Here is a 17,740-nt window from a genome sequence, read left to right on the forward strand (position 1 = left end):
CGCAACTCGGCTTGCGAATGCAAACTAGCAGGTACAGTGCTCTGAATGGCTGCGAGACATTGCGCCACCAAGAAGGCGAAGAGGAAGGCAAAACGCCGCGCCGGCCGCCACCGTCAGCAGCAACGTCGCAGTGACGTCAGCCTATGGCTCGGAACGGGGGCGGTCGCCCTCGGCGTTTGCGCCGGACTGGCCGTCGGAACCGGGGTCGCCCAAGCCGACACCGCGAGTGACGATTCCGCCGCTACAAGCGACAGCAAACCCGACAGCTCCGCCGCGAGCGACAGCAGCACCGGTGCCGAAAGCCCCAGCGCGCCTAGAGCCACTTTCGGAGCGACCGGCACGAACAGCGACGGTGACCTCACCGACGACCTCACCGACGACCTCACCGACGACGACCTCACCGACGACGACCTCACCGACGCCGACCTCACCGACGCCGACGAAGTCATCGACGAGGACGGAGCCGACGACGACCTCACCGACGAGGACGTCATCGAAGACATCACCGACGACGACGGCGACGACACGGGCGACGCCACCAACGAGGACGTCATCGCGAACCCCCCGCCGGAAGATCCCGTAGAGGACGACTCCGTCCCCGAAGCTCCTGTGACGGATGACCTCGCCGAGGAGGTTGTCCCGCCAGGCACGTCGGAGCCGGAGGTCACCACCGTCGATCTGGAAACCCTGGTCGACGAGACGGCTTCTCAGCTTGGGGCGCCAGCCTCCGAGCCACCGACCGCCGTCGCCGCAGCCGCGGAAGTCACCCCGATGGCAGGCGAAATCGACTTCCTGCTCTCGCTTCCCGGCGTGGCGCTTTCCCTTCTCTCCCAGGTCCAGGCCGCCGTCGCGCCGCTCGGCATCCTCGACTTCCCGATCCTGATACCGGTAAACGAATTTTGGATCCCCTGGGAGTTCGTCGTCGCGGTCGTCAACAACGAATGGCGCGGGCGCCAGATCATCGGCCACGGAGCCGACGGGACCGCGGACAGCCCGGACGGCAAGCCCGGTGGCTGGCTGTTCGGCAACGGTGGCAACGGCTACTCCCCACCCCCAGGCTCCGGCCAGGCCGGCGGTAACGGCGGCGCCGCGGGGTTCATCGGCAACGGCGGCAACGGCGGCGACGGCGCATCCGGCGGCACGTTCCCGGTGATCGCCCCCTCCGGCGGTAACGGCGGGGCCGGCGGGTCCGCGTTTCTCTTTGGCAACGGCGGCAACGGCGGACGGGGCGGCGACGGCGGCAGCAATCTGACCGGGACCGCGCGCGGGCCCGGCGGCACCGGGGGGGCCGGCGGCAACGGCGGGTTGTTCAGCGGCAATGGCGGCAACGGCGGCCGGGGCGGCGACGGCGGACCCGGTGGTGACGGCGGCAAAGGTGGTCAGGTCCTCAGCTTCGGGGTCGGATACTTCAACGGGATCTTCCTACCCGGGGCCGTGAAGGGCGGTGACGGTGGTGACGGCGGCAACGGCCTACAGGGCGGTGCCGGCGGCAACGGCGGGCACGGCGGCCTCGCACTCAACTTCGAGTACCCTCCCACCAGCGCTCTTTTCGACGTCTTCGCGCTGCTTTTCGGCACCAACGGTGATCCGATGCGGGCAATCGGCGGTAACGGCGGCAACGGCGGCACCGGGAACGGCCTAGGCTCCGGCGGCCAGGGCGGTAACGGCGGCACGGCGTACTCCCTGCTGGCCGATGCAACCGGTATTCCCGGAGCGGCAATCGGTGGCCGGGGCGGCGACGGCGGCACCGGTGGTCTTTTGGGGCTGCGCGCTAGCGGCGGAAGCGGCGGCGACGCCCTGGCATTCGATATCCGCATTCCCGGACAGCCTGGCGCCGGTGGGAGCTGTGTGCTCGGCTTAGGGACCTGCCCCGGCAGCACGGGAACCCCGCCTGTCCTGCTCACTTTCATGATCGACGTCATCCGGTGGGTTCTCTCCGAGTGGTAGGCGACGTCCTCGCCTTCACGCCGTAGCAGTCCCGCGAACCCCGATGCGGCCGCCGAGCAGGTGCGCTCGCGACACTGTTTGCCCACAGTGAACTACTTGTCGATCGTCTCGCAGACTATCCGATAAACGACATTGGACGGCAGTCGGCTGAGTAAGCCAGGCTGATTTCTAGCCGGACAAATATCCGGCGCAGTTATCCGGCCTGGACGTCGTCGATGAACGTTCAGGTGCCTATTCGCGTCCTACTCGATTTCGATGCAGTCCAACTTCTGAGACTTTCCCCCGTGGGTAGCGTCAAATCCGTTGTCAATCAATGTGTTTAGCTGATAACACCAATACGGAGCCGCCCAAGTAGTCGACAACTTGTGTCGGCGTTTTGCCTCCATCGATCGACCGAAGATGTGTACAGTAACAAGTTAAGCAACCTGCTCAGAAAATGACGTTGGCGAAAATTCGGGGGAATCAGGCGCAGGGGTCATATTGCAGGAGTACGTCTGGGGGGACGGCTATGTTGTGGGACATAGAACAAATGGACGACGATGACTTCGCGGTTGCTGTGGGTGCAGCCGCGCAGCACGCCGTCTGGAGCACCGAGCACCCGCTGACCCACCACCTGGCAGAGGATGACCCGCGTCGGGAGAAGTACCTGCGCGAGTACCACTCGTCGGTGGGCCGCCAAGTACTCGATGCAATCGCGCACCTTGCGGCTCCCAGCCAGTGCGCCAGGCGCTCGGGCTATCGCCACCGCTAGCGCTGGTTGCGCGGCTGCCACACCACCAGCGCGGTGCTCTTGGGCCGTGGCTGCGCCCGCAATTCCTCGACCTCGCGGGTCAACTCCTTGACCCGCGCTTGCAGCGCCTCGACCTGGTTGGTCAACTCGATGATGCGTTTGATCCCCGCGAGGTTCACACCCTCGTCCTGAGACAGCCGCTGCACCTCCCGCAACAGCTCCACGTCATGCTGCGAATAACGCCTGCCGCCGCCGGGCGTGCGCTGCGGACGCACCAGACCGAGCCGGTCGTAGGTGCGCAGCGTCTGCGCGTGCATGCCCGCCAACTCGGCCGCCACAGAGATCAGGAACGTGCGGGCTTCGTTGCTGGAACGCTTGGCCGCCATCACGCACCTGCCCATCCCGCCCGCGGGTCGAATCCGCTGGCGCGCTCGGCCTTTGCGTATGCCTCCAGCGCCTCCACCGCCTCGGGCGGCAGGTTCGGCGGCACCGCCACCTTGACGGTGACGAGCAGGTCGCCATGGCCACCCGAGCGTTTGGGCACCCCACGTCCGCGCACCCGCAGGATCCGTCCGTCAGACGTCCCCTTCGGCACCCGCACGCCGACCCTGCCGTCCAGCGTCGGCACCGAAAGCGTTGTGCCCAATGCCAGTTCGTGGAAGCTCACCGGCACGGTGACGGTCAGGTCGTCGCCCTTGCGGCCGAACACCTTGTCCGGGCGGACATGGACGGTCACATACAGGTCCCCCGACGGTGCACCGCGTAGTCCCGCTTCGCCCTGACCGGGCAACCTGATTCGCTGGCCGTCCTCGACGCCCGGCGGAATCCGGACGTTGATCGTACGGGTACGGGTGGTGACGCCCGTGCCCTTGCACTCCTGACACGGGTGCTCGATGATCGAGCCGCTGCCCCGGCATTCGGTGCACGGCTCGGAAAAGCCGAACGCTCCCTGGTTGCGGCTGATCACACCGGCCCCATTGCAGTTCGGACACACCTTCGGGCTGGTGCCCGGGCGTGCGCCGCTGCCATGGCAATTCGTGCACGGCGCAGGGCTGGTGAGGCGCAACGGCATCGCGACACCCTTGGTCGCCTCGAGGAACGACAGCTCCGTCTCGGTTTCCAAGTCGTTGCCCCGCCGCGGCCGGCTCGGCCGGGTCTGCGCACCGCGTCCGAACAGACCGCCGAACAGGTCACCGATGTTCGCGCCGCCGGTCTGGCCGGCGGCATCGAACAAGTCGTTCAGGTTGAACTCGACGCCGTCGGAAGCGAATCCGCCGAAACCACCGCCACCGAACCGGCTGCGACCGAAACCGCCGTTGGCGAAAAGCCGTCGGGTCTCGTCGTATTCCTTCCGTTTGACCGGGTCGGTCAGCACCTCCTTGGCTTCCGAGACGGCCTTGTACCGTTCCTCGGCCGCCGGGTTGCCCGGGTTGCGGTCGGGATGGTTCTCCGCGAGCAGCTTTCGCGCCGCCCGCTTGATCTCCTGTTCGCTGGCGTCAGAGGAGACGCCGAGCTCGGCGTAGAAGTCCTTCTCGACCCATTCACGTTGAGCCATGTCGCGTCACCTCCTCACCGTTTGTCGCGTCCTTCTCTCTAGGATTCTGCGGGGTTCTCCGCCGATTCGTCGTCCTTATCCGCCGTGTCGGCCCCATCGGGGACGGTGTCGACGACACCGACCATGGCGTGCCGCAGCACGAGATCGCCCACCTTGTAGCCGCGCCGCATCACGTTTCCGACGATGGGATGTGTGCCGTCGCCCTCATGCTGAACGGCCTCGTGCAGCTCGGGGTCGAACTCCTCGCCCTCCTCACCGAATCCCGAAAGGCCAAGGCCCTCGAAGATGCCGATCAGCTTGTCAGCGACCACCTTGAACGGTCCCGACTCCAGATCACCGTGGCTGCGCGCCCGGTCGAGGTCGTCGAGCACCGGCAGCAGCTCGGTGAGGACGGCGGCCTTGGACCGCTCGGCGATGACCTGCTGGTCCCGCAGCGTGCGCTTGCGGTAGTTGTCGTACTCGGCCTTGACGCGTTGCAGCGTCGACTTCAGCTCGGTGAGTTCCTCCGGCGAACCCCCGGCTTCCGGCGCCGGCCCGCTGGGGGCCGGCCCGGTCGCCTGTTCACGAACTTCACCAGTTTCGGGGTCGATACGCCGCTTGTCGGTGACGGTCACCGGCTCGTGCGAATCGTTCTGGCTCACTTGTTCTCCTGGTCATCATCGACAACCTCGGCGTCCACCACGTCGTCGGCCGACGAGCCCGTGGCGCCGCCTTCGGCGGCACCGCCGCCGGCGGCCTGTGCGGCCTGGGTCGCCTCGTAGATCGCCTGGCCGAGTGCCTGGCTTTCGACGCCGAGCTTCTCCATCGCGGACTTGATCGCGGCGATATCGGTGCCTTCCAGCGCCTTCTTCGCGTCGGCGATCGCGCCGTCGACCTTGCTCAAGGTGTCCTCGGGGACCTTGGACCCGCCTTCGGCCTCGCGCTGTTCCTTGACGAACTTCTCCGTCTGGTACACCAGCGACTCGGCCTGGTTGCGGACGTCGGCCTCCTCGCGCCGCTTGCGGTCCTCCTCGGCATGCGCCTCGGCATCCTTGATCATCCGGTCGATCTCCTCCTTGGAGATGCCCGAACCCTCCTGGATGCGGATGGTGTTCTCCTTGCCGGTGCCCTTGTCCTTGGCGGTGACGTGCACGATGCCGTTGGCGTCGATGTCGAACGTCACCTCGATCTGGGGCACACCGCGCGGAGCCGGCGGGATACCGGTCAGCTCGAAGCTGCCGAGCAGCTTGTTGTGCGCGGCGATCTCACGCTCACCCTGATAGACCTGAATCTGCACCGACGGCTGGTTGTCGTCGGCGGTGGTGAACGTCTCCGACCGCTTGGTCGGGATCGTGGTGTTGCGCTCGATCAGCTTGGTCATCACGCCGCCCTTGGTCTCGATACCAAGCGACAGCGGCGTAACATCCAGCAGCAGAACGTCTTTCACCTCGCCCTTGAGCACACCGGCCTGCAGCGCGGCGCCCACCGCGACAACCTCGTCCGGGTTGACGCCCTTGTTGGGTTCCTTGCCGCCGGTCATCTCCTTGACCAGGTCGGACACCGCGGGCATCCGGGTCGAACCGCCGACCAGCACGACGTGGTCGATGTCGGACACCGAGATACCGGCGTCCTTGATCACCGACTGGAACGGCTTGCGGGCCCTGTCCAGCAGATCCTGAGTGATGCGCTGGAACTCGGCGCGGCTCAGCTGTTCGTCGAGGAACAGCGGGTTCTTGTCCGCGTCGACGGTGATGTAGGGCAGGTTGATCGACGTCTGCTGGCTCGAGCTCAGCTCGATCTTGGCCTTCTCCGCGGCCTCACGCAGCCGCTGCATCGCCATCTTGTCCTTGGTCAGGTCGATGCCGGAGGTGCCCTTGAACTTCTCGACGAGCCATTCGACGATGCGATCGTCCCAGTCGTCGCCACCGAGGTGGTTGTCACCGCTGGTGGCGCGGACCTCGACGACGCCCTCACCGATCTCCAGCAGCGAGACGTCGAACGTGCCGCCACCGAGGTCGAAGACCAGGATCGTCTGTTCCTTCTCGCCCTTGTCCAGCCCGTAGGCCAGCGCCGCAGCGGTGGGTTCGTTGACGATGCGAAGCACGTTGAGGCCGGCGATCTGGCCGGCGTCCTTGGTGGCCTGCCGCTGGGCGTCGTTGAAGTAGGCGGGCACGGTGATCACCGCGTCGGTGATGTCCTCGCCCAGGTACGCCTCGGCGTCACGCTTGAGTTTCATCAGCACCCGCGCGCTGATTTCCGGCGCGGTGTACTTCTTGTCGTCGATCTCCACCGACCAGTCGGAGCCCATATGGCGCTTCACCGATCTGATGGTCCGGTCGACGTTGGTCACCGCCTGGTTCTTGGCGGGCTGGCCGACCAGCACCTCGCCGTTGCGAGCGAACGCGACGACGGACGGCGTGGTGCGGGAGCCCTCGGAGTTCGCGACGACGACGGGGTCGCCACCTTCCAAGACCGCGACGACGGAGTTGGTGGTCCCGAGGTCGATTCCGACCGCACGAGCCATAGTTCTGCCTCCTGAGATAGTCCTGCTAGGGGTCTGAGTGCACCGCACTCAAGACTGCTCCGACCAACCCTGTCATGTCAAACCAGACTTGAGCCTATGTCACTCAACTGTCGACCCGGTCAACGGCATCTGCCGCAGGTTTGTTCCCGGGATGAGCCTGGCTCCTGCTCGAAACCGACGCAATGGCGGCTTCACCTGCCGCGAATCGACCATAGCGTCGGCTTCGCGGCCCTGTTCCTAGCATTGAGGCATGTGCCAATACTGCGGTTGCCGGGATATGCCGCTGATCCGTGACTACATCAGTGAGCACGCCCATGTCCTCAACCTCGGCGGCGAGGCGGTCCGCGCGATCGACCGCGGTGACTTGCCGACCGCACGGGACCGATTGAACGCGATGGCCGAGGAGCTGCAATCGCACTTCAAGGGCGAGGAGAACGGGCTGTTCGCGGTCATGGCCGCCGACGAGCTGTTCGCCGAGCACATCGAACCGCTCGTGCGCGAGCACCGCGAACTCGAACACCTGCTCGCCACCGTGGACATCGCCGACGCCGACGGCCAGCAAGCCATCCGCGACGCGGTGGAGAACCTGTTCGAGCACACCCGAAAGGAAGAGGACGGGCTCTTCCCTGCCGCGCTGACCTCGCTGGACGGCGACCAATGGGACGCCGCGATCCAGGCGTGGCATGACGCGCACCCCGGCCGCGAAATGGTGCGCTGGGCCTGAGCGAGCGCCGCCGTCCTAGCTCACCGGCGGCGGGTTCACCCCGAACGGCTCGGCCGTGCGCGCGGCCAGGTACTCGGGCCGCGGGCGCGGCGCCGCGAACGGCTCGGTGAGCGCGTTCTCGATTGAGTTGAACACCAGGAAGACGTTCGACCGCGGCAGCGGCGTGATATTCGACCCGGAACCGTGCAGCAGGTTCGAGTCGAACCAGATCGCCGTGCCGGCGGGTCCGGTCAACTGCTCGATGCCGTATTCGCCGGCGGCCTTGGTCAGCGTGTCGTGATCGGGCACACCGGTCTCCTGCCGCACCAGCGAGGAGGTGTGGTGGTTGTCCGGGGTGGCGCCGACGCACGGATAGAACACCCGGTGTGATCCCGGCAAGACCATCAGCGGACCGTTGTACGGGTAATTGTCCGTCAACGCGATCGAACACGAGACGGCACGCATGGCGGGCATCCCGTCCTCGGCATGCCAGGTTTCGAAGTCCGAATGCCAGTAGAACCCGGTGCCGGTGAACCCCGGCATGAGGTTGATGCGGGCCTGGTGGATGTAGACGTCGCTGCCGAGCAGCTGCCGCGCCACCGGGATCACCGTCTCCAACCCGACCACCTCGGCGACGAGGTCGCTGATCAGATGCGGCTCGAACACCGACCGGATGCTGCCGCCGGGTTCATAGATCACCCGCGGGTCGTCGCGGTCCAGTTCGGCGCCCATGCGCTCGAGCTCATGACGCAGCGGCGGCAGCCAGTCCTCGCCGAGCGTGCCGGGCCGGATCAAATAGCCCGCCTGCTCGTAGCCGTCCAGCTCAGCCTGGCTCAGCGGACCGTCGTGCGGGCCGCCCCACACCGTCGGCTCGGCACGGGGGATCGGTGCGATCGCGTGGCCCAGCCGCGTCGGATACGGATCGTGTACGCGGGGCATCGTGACTGCACTCATGCTATCTGTGGCGGCGGATAAGCGCCGGTCTCGTCGTGGACCTCGGTACCGGTCACCGGGGGGTTGAAGACACACAGCATGCGAAGCTGCTCGTCGCAGGTGACCCGGTGCCGTTCGTGGCCGTCGAGCAGGTACATCGTGCCCGGGCCCAGCGGCCACGTCTCACCGGTCTCGAGGTTCGTCACCGAGCCCCTGCCTTCGACGACCCAGACGGCCTCGACGTGGTGTTGGTAGTGGAACTCGCTGACCGAGTTCGGCCTGATGGTCGTCTCGTGAAACGAGAATCCCACACCGTCACCGGCGAGGATGATCCGTTTGGACCGCCACGCGCCGTCGGCGACATCGCGTTCGGTGCCGGTGATCTCGGCGGTAGTGCGCACAATCATGGTGGATCACTTTCTATGCGGAGACCGTCGCGGTGACGGCCTCGGCGAGGATGTCAAGGCCGGTCTCGAGCTCGTCACGCGAGGCGGTGAGCGGCGGCAGCAGCTTCACCACCTCGTCCGAGGGGCCGCTGGTCTCCATCAGCGCACCGCGGTCGAATGCGGCACGGCAGACCTGCGACGCCAGCTCGGTGGCCTCGAACTTCAGCCCCTGCGCCATTCCGCGACCGCGCGCGGAGACGCCGTCGTGCTCGGCCGCGATCTCCTCGAGGCGGGCCCGCATGAACTCGCCCTTGCCCACCGTGGCGTCGGTGAAATCGGAACTCTGCCAATAGGTTTTGATCGCCTGGGTCGCGGTGATGAATGCCGGGTTGTGGCCGCGGAAGGTGCCGTTGTGCTCGCCGGGTGCCCAGACGTCCAAATCACGACGGAACAACGTCAGCGCCATCGGCAACCCGTAACCGCTGATCGACTTCGACAGCGTCACGATGTCGGGCACGATGCCGGCCTCCTCGAAGCTGAAGAAGGGACCCGTTCGGCCGCAACCCATTTGGACGTCGTCGACGATCAGCAGGATGTCGCGCTTGTGGCACAGCTTCTCCAGCGCCTGCAACCACTCGATACGGGCGACGTTGAGTCCGCCTTCGCCCTGCACGGTTTCGACGATGACCGCGGCAGGCCGGTTGAGCCCGCTGCCGGAGTCGTCGAGAACCCGCTCGAACCAGTGGAAGTCCTCGGTGACACCGTCGAAGTAGTTGTCGTACGGCATCGGGGTGGCGTGCACGAGTGGTATGCCCGCGCCCGCGCGCTTCATCGAGTTGCCGGTCACCGAGAGCGCACCCAACGTCATCCCGTGAAAAGCGTTGGTGAAGCTGATGATCGACTCGCGGCCGGTCACCTTCCTGGCCAGTTTCAGCGCCGCCTCGACCGAGTTGGCGCCGGTCGGGCCCGGGAACTGCACCTTGTAGTCCAGCCCACGCGGCCGCAGGATCTGGCGTTCGAAGGCCTGCAGGAACTCCGTCTTCGCGCTCGTGGCGACATCCAGGGAATGCACGATCCCGTCGGACGCCAAATACTCGAGAAGCGGGCGCTTCAGAGCCGGGTTGTTGTGTCCGTAGTTCAAAGCCCCTGCGCCGGCGAAGAAGTCGAGATACCTCCGGCCCGAGGTGTCGGTGACCCAGGATCCCTGGGCGCTCTCCATCACGGCCGGCCAGCCGCGGCAGTAGCTTCGCACCTCGGATTCCACCGAGGCATAAACCTCGGGAAGGTCGGCTTCGGACAGGGGGGCCATTATTGCCAGCGACATGCAGTCAATCCTCAGTTTCGATCAATCAATTTACGGTTTCGGTCATTTCATGCGGTTAGCGCTGCCGTGATCGGGCCGATCCGCAACAGCGGCTCGTCCTCGTGCTCCCCCGCCGCGGAAAGGAGCGCGGAGCTGAAATGCGGACTCTCGGCCAACGGCACCCCGTGGCGCCGGGCGAACGCTCCGAAAAACGCCCGGGACGCCGTGTTGCTCGGGGCCACCGTGGTCTCCACGGTGACGGGGTGACCAAAGCGGTCGCGCCGCACGCGGTACACCAGCGCATCGAGCATTGCGCTGGCCAGACCCTGCCCACGAGCGGAGTCGGAAACCGCCACCTGCCAGACGAACAACACATCCGGTCGGGCCGGCGGGTGATAGCCGGTGATGAGCCCGCACAGTTCGCCGTCCCGATCCGCCACGATCGAGGTGTCCGCGAAATCCGTCGCCATCAACAGGTACGCGTACGACGAGTTGAGGTCAAGTACACCGGTCGCAGCAACTAATTGGTGCATTGCGAGCGCATCTGCAGCCACCGGCGCGCGTAGGGAATCGGCCCACGGATCCGGGGCAGAGTTCAGAGCGGACATAACTTAGTTAGCAGTCACCACCGAGCAGTTGTCGACCATCGCTAGTTCAGATCTTCGGTGTTGCCGACCGTAAGCCAGCCTCACTAGCCGATCAAGCGCCCCGACCGGCCCGATAGGCGAGCAGAACTTCGAATTCACCGCGCAACCCTGCGCAAACACGAGGACACGCCGCGCCCGATCGCCCGGCCGCAGCGTTATCAAATCGTTACCAAATACGCCGTCGACGTGAGCTGCGCCACTACCTGGCTCTACGCTGGCGTCCGTGAACTCACTGTCGAGCTTTCGGGTCTTCGTCGAACCCCAGCAAGGCGCCTCCTACGCCGATCAACTCGCCGTCGCCCTCGCCGCCGAGCAACTTGGTTACTCGGCGTTCTTCCGGTCAGATCACTGCCTCGCGATGAGCGGTGACGGTTTGCCCGGTCCGACCGACTCGTGGGTCACCCTGGCGGGCATCGCCCGCGAGACGTCTTCGATTCGGCTGGGCACCCTGGTCACCTCGGCGACGTTCCGGTATCCCGGACCGCTGGCGGTCTCGGTCGCCCAGGTCGACGAAATGAGCGGCGGGCGGGTCGAATTCGGCATCGGGGCCGGGTGGTTCGAGGCCGAACACACCGGCTACGCCATCCCGTTCCCGCCGGTGCGTGAGCGGTTCGAGCGGCTCACCGAACAGCTGCACATCCTCACCGGGATGTGGACGACGCCGCTGGGCAACACCTTCGACTACACGGGCACCCACTACACCGTGACGAACTCGCCGGCGCTGCCCAAACCCGCGCAGTCGCCGCATCCGCCGATCATCATCGGCGGCACCGGCGCCAAACGCACGCCGGCGCTGGCGGCGGAATTCGCCGCGGAGTTCAACGTTCCGTTCGTCTCGCTCGACGTGGCCACGACCCAGATCAACAGGGTCCGTACGGCTTTGGCCGACGCCGGGCGCTCGGTGGACTCGCTGACCTTCTCGGCCGCGTTCGTGGTCTGCGCGGGCCGTGACGAGGCCGAGATCGCCCGGCGCGCGGCGGCGATCGGTCGTGAGGTTGACGAGCTGCGCAGCAACTCCCCCCTGGTGGGCACCCCCGCAGAGATCGCCGACAAGCTCGTCGGCTACACCGACGCCGGAATTCAGCGGGTGTACCTGCAGCTTCTGGACATGTCCGACCTGGACCACCTGGAGTTCTTCGCCCGCGAAGTGGTTCCCGCGTTGCGCTGAACGCGCGCCGGCAGCAACCCGCGGCTACGATGCGTGCCGTGACCCGCCGGGACGACGATGGCGCCGGGCAGCCGTGGTACAACCGGACACCTGCGGTGCTCGGGGCGAGCATCGCCGGACTGGCGGTGATCGGTCTTCTGGTGTTCGTGGTGTCGGCGGCAGCCGGCCAGTTCGGCGAGCCCGAACAAGCCCCGCTTCATTTCGTCGAGCCCAGCTACTCGACGCCGACCACCCCAGCCGCGACCACGACGGCCACCACCGCGACGGTCACCACCACGAGCCCGCCGCAGACCACCGACCTCTCGGCGATCGAGACCACCTCGACCTCGGAAACCACGTCGGAGCCCGGGACCTCCAGCGCCGAGCCGACCAGCGAGGCTGACGACGAGGACGAAGAGGAAGACGAGACGACGGAGCGCACCACCCGCCGCCCGCGCACGAATGTGACGCGCACGCTCTATCCGTTGCCCTGAGCGCCTACTATCGATTTTCGTGGCGCGCTACGGACCTCCCGACGACCCGAACTATCCGAATGACGACCCGACCGCGTACGTCGACTACGGCGACGGCGGCCCTCCGCCCCCGGAACCCACGCCGTGGTACCGCAAGCCCGCCGCGCTGGTGGCGTTCGGCGCGCTCGGCGCGGTAGTGATCGCGCTGATCGTGTGGGGCCTGGCCCAGTTGATCACCGGCGGTGACGAGCCGACCGACTCCGAAACGCTGACCCCGCTGACCACCACGTCGCAGTCGGTGGTGACGACCGTGCCGCCACGGGAAACCGTCACGGAGACCGTCACTCCCACGACCACCGAGCCGCAACCGACCACGACGACGACAACAACGACACCCACCACGACGACCACTACGACCACCGTCGAGCCGACCACGACGATCAGCACGACGACCGAGACGGTGACCGAGACCGTCACGGCGCCGCCCGAAAGCGAGTAGCTAGGCGTCCGCCGGTGATCCGCGATCGACTCTGCGCTCAGAGCGCGATTTCAGCCGATTTCACGCTCTGAGCGCAGAGTCAACGCTGAGACCGCAGCTGGTTTGGCCGCTCAGCGGCCGCAGCTGGTTTGGCCGCTCAGCGGCCGCGGGCCGCGTATTCGGCCACCAGCGCCTCGGCGCTTCGCACCGCCGCTCGGCACGCCCGCGTGGTGAACGGGTCGTTGAGCGGGTGATCGGCCCGGCGGCGCCAGCGCTGCGCCGCCGCGAACGCCGCTCTCGGCCCGTCGTGGGGCGCATCGGGTTGCAGGCCGAGCCTGCTGGCCGCGTCGGTGCCCGAGCCACCGATGATCCGCCGCAGCGACGCCATCTCGTCTTCGTTCAACGTCGTTGGCCGCGAGTGCAATTGGGAAAGCAACCGCAGCTCTTCGAAGGCGTGGGTGTCGGCGAGCAGCGGGTCGATGTCGGCGATGATGTACGGCGTGGCGTAGATCGGATTGTTCTGCACGAACTGCCGAAGCGACCGCAGCGCCGTGTGAGCCTTGAGCAGATCCGAGCGTTGCGCGAACTGTTGATCGATGACTTCACGCAGCGCCACCAGGCCGCTGCGCTCCAGCAGTTCGTCGGCCAATGCCACCGAATCCGTGACGCCGGCACGCAGCACCGCGATCGAGATCCTGATCCCGAACATGCCGAACCGGTCCAGCAGCGCGGCCCGGGTGGCGGCGTCGACCGGCAGATCACTGTCCTCGCGCACGAACCGATCCACCGACAGCATCGCCTTGGTGAGTTCGGCGGCGTCCACCGCGGCGAGCTTCTCCAGCGCGACGAACTCGCTTTGGCGCAGGTTACGGGCCGTGAACGCCAGCAGACCCGACACCGGGACCACCGCCTGGCAGATGCCGGTCCGGTCCATCTCTTTGGTGAACCGGGTGGCCACGTCCTTGGCCGACAGCATCGCATCGATTCGTCCGGCGCCGATCTCGTCGGCGCGCGAGACCACCCCGATCACGCCGAGCGCCCCCGCGGAGCCACCCACCAACTCACCGATCTGCTTGAGCAGCGCGATGTCTGGGGCATTGAGCGTGCGCAGCAGGAACACCACGGCGTCGACACGGGGCACGCCGTCGTCGGGCACCAGCAGCTGCAGTGTGCGCTCGGAGACGTCGCGGTTCAGCGACGACGTGCCCGGGGTGTCGATGATGGTGGCGTCGATCAGTTCGGCGGCGGGCCACTCGACGTCGAGGTCGACGATGTCCTCGGGGTCGAGGCTGGCGAAGTCGAACGTGAGGCCACCCTCGGTGGGGTCGCGGCCGATGGGCACGTTGGAGCGTCGGCCGCCGACGTGGTTGGCCGTCACCTTCGGCGTCGGGCCGTGCCGGAACCACGTCACGATGCGGGTCGCCTCGGTGGCGTCGGTGGGCGCAATGTCCTCTCCCACAAGGGCATTCACCAGGGTGGACTTACCGGCCTTCAGCGTTCCCGCCAGCGCGATGCGGATCGGCTGGTTGAGCCGGCGACCGATACGGTCCAGTTCGTTGTGCACGTCGGGGCGGTTCCGGTAAGCGGGATCGGCGCGGTAGGCCTGGATGGTTCCGCCCAGGATCGCGCGCACCTGATCGCTCGTGCTCATCTCGAGCTACCTCGACGTCCTCCCGCTCGGCAATGACTCGACAAAGATCGGAAGAACCAGCTTAGGCCCGCCGGGTGGCAGCGGCGCCACGCCGCACCCCGATTCGGGTCAGGCGGGCGTCAGCTTGGTCGCGTGCTCAAGCACCTGTCTGAGAATGTTGAGCTGACGCTCAAGTTCACGGATCCGGTTGTTGCGTTCGGCTTCCTCCAGCTTGGCCGCCGCGATCGTGGCCTGCAGCGACTCGTTGAGCGACCGCGTGGTCTGATTGGCGATCGCGCGGTAATGGTCGCGCAACTGCCGCTGGATGGCCTTGAGCCGGTCACGGGACTCCTTGCTCACCACGAACTGGGTGTCGTCGATGAACCGGCGGGTGTTCAGCTTCGCCTCGTTGCGCACCCGCAGCATCCGGTTCTCCATGTTCTCCTTGTAGGCGGTGCGTCCCATCAGCAGCCCGGCACCGATGGACAGCGGGTTGAACATGCCCAGCCCGGCGAACGACGTCATCATGCCGAACATCAATACCCCGCCGTAGGAGCCCTGCATCCCCATGGTGAGCTTGCGGCCCTTACCGATCGGCTTGGCCTCGAGGTTGGCCAGCGACTTGATCTCGCCGAGACTGGCGCCCATCTGGCTGGGGTCGATCTGCGGCATCTTGACCGCCTCCAGGCCCGCCTCCACGAACGTGCGCGCGACCTCGGCGGCCAGCACCTCCGCGCGCTGGTAGGCCCACACGAAGTTGTCACCCACCGCGGTGGCGACCGCCTCCTCCAACTCTGCGCCGATCTCGGCCCAGTGATGGGTGGGATCGCAGTGGTCGATCACCTGCTCGATGTGTTGGCTGATCGCCCGGAACCGGTTGCGCAGATCATGGTCGACATCGGCGGTCAGGTCGGAGATCCCGTCGTTGAGTACCTGCTGCCACAACGCGGTCTGCTGCAACGCGTCTTGAGCTTCCTGTTTGCGTTGCTCGAGTTCGTCTTTGAGCCGATCCCGGGTCTCGGGGTCGTTCAACGCCGCCAGTTCGGATTCCACCGCCATCGTCAGATGCTCTGCGGCCGAACGGACCTCGTTGACCACCAGATCGCGGATCCGGTCGTTCTGCTGAGCCAGCACCTGTTCGCTGAGGAACCTCACGATGGCAGGGAAGTTCGACTCCTCGTTGAGCTCTTTGTCGTTGAGCTGGATGGCATGGCTGCGCAGCAGCGACGACGACGGAATGATCGGGATGTCCAGTCCCACGCGTTGCAGATGGGCCATGTTGGCTTCGACGATCTGGCGCCAATGCGGGTAGAGGTCGGTCTTGGTGGCGATGATCGTTGCCAGCGGGCATATCTCGAAGGCCTGCCGCATGAACGTCATCTCGGGTTCGGTGAACTCCTGGCTGGTGTCGCTGCACATCAGCAGCGCGTCGGCGTCCGGCATCAGGCCGAGCGTCGCCGACAGGTGAGGCTGGCCGTGACCGCCGACGCCGGGCGTGTCCACGAACGACAACCCGTTCTTCAACAATGGACTGGCCGCGGTGACCTCGACCCGCAGCACCTCTCGGCCACCCGCCTGCGGAGCGCGGCGCAGGTCATTGGTGATGTCGGCCATCGGGATCTCGATCTCATCGGGCTCCTCCCCTTCGCCCCGCGCGACAACGAGTTTCGCGGTCGCGGTCTCGCCGTAGGTCACCACGGTCGGCAGCACCGTGCTCTCGTCGTCGCCGACCCGCGCCACCGGCACGTTGAGCAGTGAGTTCAGCAGCTGGCTCTTGCCCTGCTTGAGTTGACCGGCGACCACCACCCGGATCTGCGGGTCCAAAACGCGCTTCTTCGCCCTGGCCAACCGGTCGGCCAGGTCACCCCGTTCGTGCGCATCGGCGATCCTGCTGGTGTGGTCGATCAGTTCGACGATCACCTTTGTTGTTTTGGCCGGCCCGCCGGCCGGTGCCGCCCCTGGCTTGCGCGGATCGGTGGATTGCGTCATGGATTCCTCTTGTCGAAAGGCGCTGTCTACTAAAGGTAGATGCGCCAACTGGCGGGGATCAGATTTTGATCCCCGCCAGCCGCGCCATCCGGTTGGGTCAGAACAGGCCCACGTCGGTGCTCACATCGACGTCGGTGTTGACCTGGCCGGAGTTGTCGGTGGAGTTGTCGACCGAGTTGTCCTGGCCGGAGTTGTCCACCGAATTGTCGACGGAGTTGTCCACCGAGTTGTCCTCGACGCTCGAGCCGCCGGAGATCCCGCCGGACACCGAGCCGTCGATGTCTCCGACGGTGGTCTGGTTGCCGTCGACGTTGGTGGTGTCGTTGTCGTTGATGACGATGCCGCCACCGCTGCCGCCGGCTCCGCCGGTGGCGTTGCCGCCGTCGTTGCCGACGCCGATCAGGCCACCGCCGCCGTCACCGCCGACGGCACCGCCGCCGTCGCCGCCGCTCATGTCGACGTCGTTGATGACGGGGCCGTCGTTGTCGGAGATGATGTCGCCGCCCGCGGTCTGGTCGCCGCTGTCGTCGATCTCGTTGTCCTCACCGATGTTGACGTTGGAGTCGTCGATGTCGCCGGTGTTGACGTTTTCGTTGTCGTCGCCGACCACGTTGCCGTCGCCGTCGACGTTGGTGGCGTCGATATCGCCTGCGGTGCCCGTGTTGACCACCCCGCCGTCGGTGGCGGTGTTGGTGGTCTTGTCGCCGAAGGTGATGTCGCCGAAGTCCAGGCCGACGTTGACCGCACCCTGCTGCTGGTCCTGGCCGGCGATGTTGTTGACGTCATACTCCGGGCTCAGCAAGCGGGTGTCGTTGTTCGACAGCAGATCGGTCTGGCGCTGCGGCGCGAACGCGATGGCGTGGGTCTGGGCAACTGCCTGCTGCAACCCGACGACCGGGTCGCCGCCGCCCTGCAGCACCGCGGCGGGCGCCACGGTGGCGGCCACCGACTGCACCTGCGCGGCGGTCAGGTTCTGCACGCCGGCGTTGGACATGGCTCGGTCGGGGTCTGCGATGAACTCGTGCGCCCGAACCGGGTCGCGAAACAGGCTGAGGATCCAGTCGATTACGTTCGTCATTTCTTCGGTCCTTTCACTTGTGAGGGGAGCTGGTTACCGGGCTGTCCGGCGAGCTGACAACCACGTTATGGAGCCGGCGACCCCTGCGGAACGGGGTCTGAACCCCTCCCTCGGAGCCACCATCCGGGGCTGCCCCAACACCACCCGTTAGGGGATTAGGGGGTCTATAGGGGGCTGCGCGTGACCAGGGCGGACAACGAAAAACTGCGCGGCCGGGACACCGGCCGCGCAGTCGCGG

At 66.5% G+C, this 17,740-nt stretch carries 17 protein-coding genes; 6 read left to right on the forward strand and 11 right to left on the reverse strand.

Going from position 1 to position 17,740, the window contains the following annotated elements:
• The first annotated feature begins 45 nt into the window (after positions 1 to 45).
• Both G6N28_RS27270 and G6N28_RS09115 read left to right on the forward strand, forming a co-directional pair.
• The gene (locus G6N28_RS27270) at positions 46 to 1,947 is read left to right on the forward strand and encodes a PGRS repeat-containing protein (protein ID WP_163899565.1); all 1,902 of its coding nucleotides are present in this window, start codon (positions 46 to 48) and stop codon (positions 1,945 to 1,947) included.
• Between the two features lie 508 nt (positions 1,948 to 2,455).
• Positions 2,456 to 2,698 carry a hypothetical protein gene (locus G6N28_RS09115; protein WP_163899568.1) on the forward strand — a complete coding sequence of 81 codons (243 nt, stop codon included), beginning with the start codon at positions 2,456 to 2,458 and terminating at the stop codon, positions 2,696 to 2,698.
• Here the strand turns inward: G6N28_RS09115 and G6N28_RS09120 are convergent.
• Genes G6N28_RS09120 through dnaK form a run of 4 tightly spaced genes read right to left on the reverse strand, consistent with a single transcriptional unit; the run spans position 2,695 to position 6,735 of the window.
• Positions 2,695 to 3,063, reverse strand: a complete 369-nt coding sequence (locus tag G6N28_RS09120) for a heat shock protein transcriptional repressor HspR (protein ID WP_163899570.1) — start codon at positions 3,061 to 3,063, stop codon at positions 2,695 to 2,697. The genes G6N28_RS09115 and G6N28_RS09120 overlap by 4 nt on opposite strands.
• On the reverse strand, positions 3,063 to 4,232 hold the full coding sequence (dnaJ, locus tag G6N28_RS09125) for a molecular chaperone DnaJ (protein WP_163899572.1): 1,170 nt from the start codon (positions 4,230 to 4,232) through the stop codon (positions 3,063 to 3,065). Before dnaJ ends, G6N28_RS09120 begins: the two co-directional genes overlap by 1 nt.
• Positions 4,233 to 4,270: 38 nt before the next feature.
• On the reverse strand, positions 4,271 to 4,873 hold the full coding sequence (grpE, locus tag G6N28_RS09130) for a nucleotide exchange factor GrpE (RefSeq protein WP_163899574.1): 603 nt from the start codon (positions 4,871 to 4,873) through the stop codon (positions 4,271 to 4,273).
• Positions 4,870 to 6,735, reverse strand: a complete 1,866-nt coding sequence (dnaK, locus tag G6N28_RS09135) for a molecular chaperone DnaK (RefSeq protein ID WP_163899576.1) — start codon at positions 6,733 to 6,735, stop codon at positions 4,870 to 4,872. The genes grpE and dnaK overlap by 4 nt, the downstream gene beginning before the upstream one ends.
• Positions 6,736 to 6,985: 250 nt before the next feature.
• Here dnaK and G6N28_RS09140 point away from each other — a divergent pair, with 250 nt between their 5' ends.
• Positions 6,986 to 7,459, forward strand: coding sequence for a hemerythrin domain-containing protein (locus G6N28_RS09140; protein ID WP_163899578.1), 474 nt, complete (start codon positions 6,986 to 6,988; stop codon positions 7,457 to 7,459).
• Positions 7,460 to 7,474: 15 nt separating this feature from the next.
• On the opposite strand, the gene thpD is transcribed toward G6N28_RS09140, so the two are convergent.
• Genes thpD through ectA form a run of 4 tightly spaced genes read right to left on the reverse strand, consistent with a single transcriptional unit; the run spans position 7,475 to position 10,668 of the window.
• Positions 7,475 to 8,377 carry an ectoine hydroxylase gene (gene thpD, locus G6N28_RS09145; RefSeq protein WP_407664947.1) on the reverse strand — a complete coding sequence of 301 codons (903 nt, stop codon included), beginning with the start codon at positions 8,375 to 8,377 and terminating at the stop codon, positions 7,475 to 7,477.
• An 11-nt stretch (positions 8,378 to 8,388) separates the two neighbouring features.
• A complete protein-coding gene (locus G6N28_RS09150; protein ID WP_163899582.1) occupies positions 8,389 to 8,778 on the reverse strand; it encodes an ectoine synthase in 390 nt (129 codons plus the stop codon).
• 13 nt (positions 8,779 to 8,791) lie between these two features.
• A complete protein-coding gene (gene ectB, locus G6N28_RS09155) occupies positions 8,792 to 10,081 on the reverse strand; it encodes a diaminobutyrate--2-oxoglutarate transaminase (protein WP_163899584.1) in 1,290 nt (429 codons plus the stop codon).
• A 47-nt stretch (positions 10,082 to 10,128) separates the two neighbouring features.
• Positions 10,129 to 10,668 (reverse strand): diaminobutyrate acetyltransferase, encoded by a 540-nt coding sequence (gene ectA, locus G6N28_RS09160; protein WP_163899586.1) that lies wholly within the window; start codon positions 10,666 to 10,668, stop codon positions 10,129 to 10,131.
• 262 nt (positions 10,669 to 10,930) lie between these two features.
• On the opposite strand from ectA, the gene G6N28_RS09165 reads away from it, so the two are divergent.
• From G6N28_RS09165 to G6N28_RS09175, 3 genes are read left to right on the forward strand one after another with little or no spacing between them, the layout of a single operon-like run.
• Positions 10,931 to 11,875: an LLM class F420-dependent oxidoreductase gene (locus G6N28_RS09165; protein ID WP_163899588.1), complete on the forward strand. Its 945-nt coding sequence runs from the start codon at positions 10,931 to 10,933 to the stop codon at positions 11,873 to 11,875.
• Between the two features lie 29 nt (positions 11,876 to 11,904).
• A complete protein-coding gene (locus G6N28_RS09170; protein WP_179962044.1) occupies positions 11,905 to 12,348 on the forward strand; it encodes a hypothetical protein in 444 nt (147 codons plus the stop codon).
• Positions 12,349 to 12,367: 19 nt separating this feature from the next.
• Positions 12,368 to 12,826, forward strand: a complete 459-nt coding sequence (locus tag G6N28_RS09175; protein WP_163899592.1) for a hypothetical protein — start codon at positions 12,368 to 12,370, stop codon at positions 12,824 to 12,826.
• 136 nt (positions 12,827 to 12,962) lie between these two features.
• Here the strand turns inward: G6N28_RS09175 and G6N28_RS09180 are convergent, their stop codons facing one another.
• From G6N28_RS09180 to G6N28_RS09190, 3 genes are all read right to left on the reverse strand, one after another.
• Complete coding sequence (locus G6N28_RS09180; RefSeq protein WP_163899595.1) at positions 12,963 to 14,456, reverse strand: dynamin family protein; 1,494 nt, start codon at positions 14,454 to 14,456, stop codon at positions 12,963 to 12,965.
• Between the two features lie 108 nt (positions 14,457 to 14,564).
• Entirely contained in the window at positions 14,565 to 16,424 is a 1,860-nt protein-coding gene (locus tag G6N28_RS09185) for a dynamin family protein (protein ID WP_163899597.1), read from the reverse strand.
• A gap of 97 nt (positions 16,425 to 16,521) precedes the next feature.
• Positions 16,522 to 17,502, reverse strand: coding sequence for an IniB N-terminal domain-containing protein (locus G6N28_RS09190; protein WP_163899599.1), 981 nt, complete (start codon positions 17,500 to 17,502; stop codon positions 16,522 to 16,524).
• Positions 17,503 to 17,740: the final 238 nt, after the last annotated feature.

The organism is Mycolicibacterium pulveris (assembly GCF_010725725.1).
Lineage (GTDB): Bacteria > Actinomycetota > Actinomycetes > Mycobacteriales > Mycobacteriaceae > Mycobacterium > Mycobacterium pulveris.

Excerpts from the sequence above, each read along its gene's own strand:
- G6N28_RS27270 (WP_163899565.1), top strand. The coding sequence starts at position 46 with ATGGCTGCGAGACATTGCGCCACCAAGAAGGCGAAGAGGAAGGCAAAA.
- G6N28_RS09115 (WP_163899568.1), top strand. The coding sequence starts at position 2,456 with ATGTTGTGGGACATAGAACAAATGGACGACGATGACTTCGCGGTTGCT.
- G6N28_RS09120 (WP_163899570.1), bottom strand. The coding sequence starts at position 3,063 with ATGGCGGCCAAGCGTTCCAGCAACGAAGCCCGCACGTTCCTGATCTCT.
- dnaJ (WP_163899572.1), bottom strand. The coding sequence starts at position 4,232 with ATGGCTCAACGTGAATGGGTCGAGAAGGACTTCTACGCCGAGCTCGGC.
- dnaK (WP_163899576.1), bottom strand. The coding sequence starts at position 6,735 with ATGGCTCGTGCGGTCGGAATCGACCTCGGGACCACCAACTCCGTCGTC.
- G6N28_RS09140 (WP_163899578.1), top strand. The coding sequence starts at position 6,986 with ATGTGCCAATACTGCGGTTGCCGGGATATGCCGCTGATCCGTGACTAC.
- thpD (WP_407664947.1), bottom strand. The coding sequence starts at position 8,377 with ATGCCCCGCGTACACGATCCGTATCCGACGCGGCTGGGCCACGCGATC.
- G6N28_RS09150 (WP_163899582.1), bottom strand. The coding sequence starts at position 8,778 with ATGATTGTGCGCACTACCGCCGAGATCACCGGCACCGAACGCGATGTC.
- ectB (WP_163899584.1), bottom strand. The coding sequence starts at position 10,081 with ATGTCGCTGGCAATAATGGCCCCCCTGTCCGAAGCCGACCTTCCCGAG.
- ectA (WP_163899586.1), bottom strand. The coding sequence starts at position 10,668 with ATGTCCGCTCTGAACTCTGCCCCGGATCCGTGGGCCGATTCCCTACGC.
- G6N28_RS09170 (WP_179962044.1), top strand. The coding sequence starts at position 11,905 with ATGCGTGCCGTGACCCGCCGGGACGACGATGGCGCCGGGCAGCCGTGG.
- G6N28_RS09180 (WP_163899595.1), bottom strand. The coding sequence starts at position 14,456 with ATGAGCACGAGCGATCAGGTGCGCGCGATCCTGGGCGGAACCATCCAG.
- G6N28_RS09185 (WP_163899597.1), bottom strand. The coding sequence starts at position 16,424 with ATGACGCAATCCACCGATCCGCGCAAGCCAGGGGCGGCACCGGCCGGC.
- G6N28_RS09190 (WP_163899599.1), bottom strand. The coding sequence starts at position 17,502 with ATGACGAACGTAATCGACTGGATCCTCAGCCTGTTTCGCGACCCGGTT.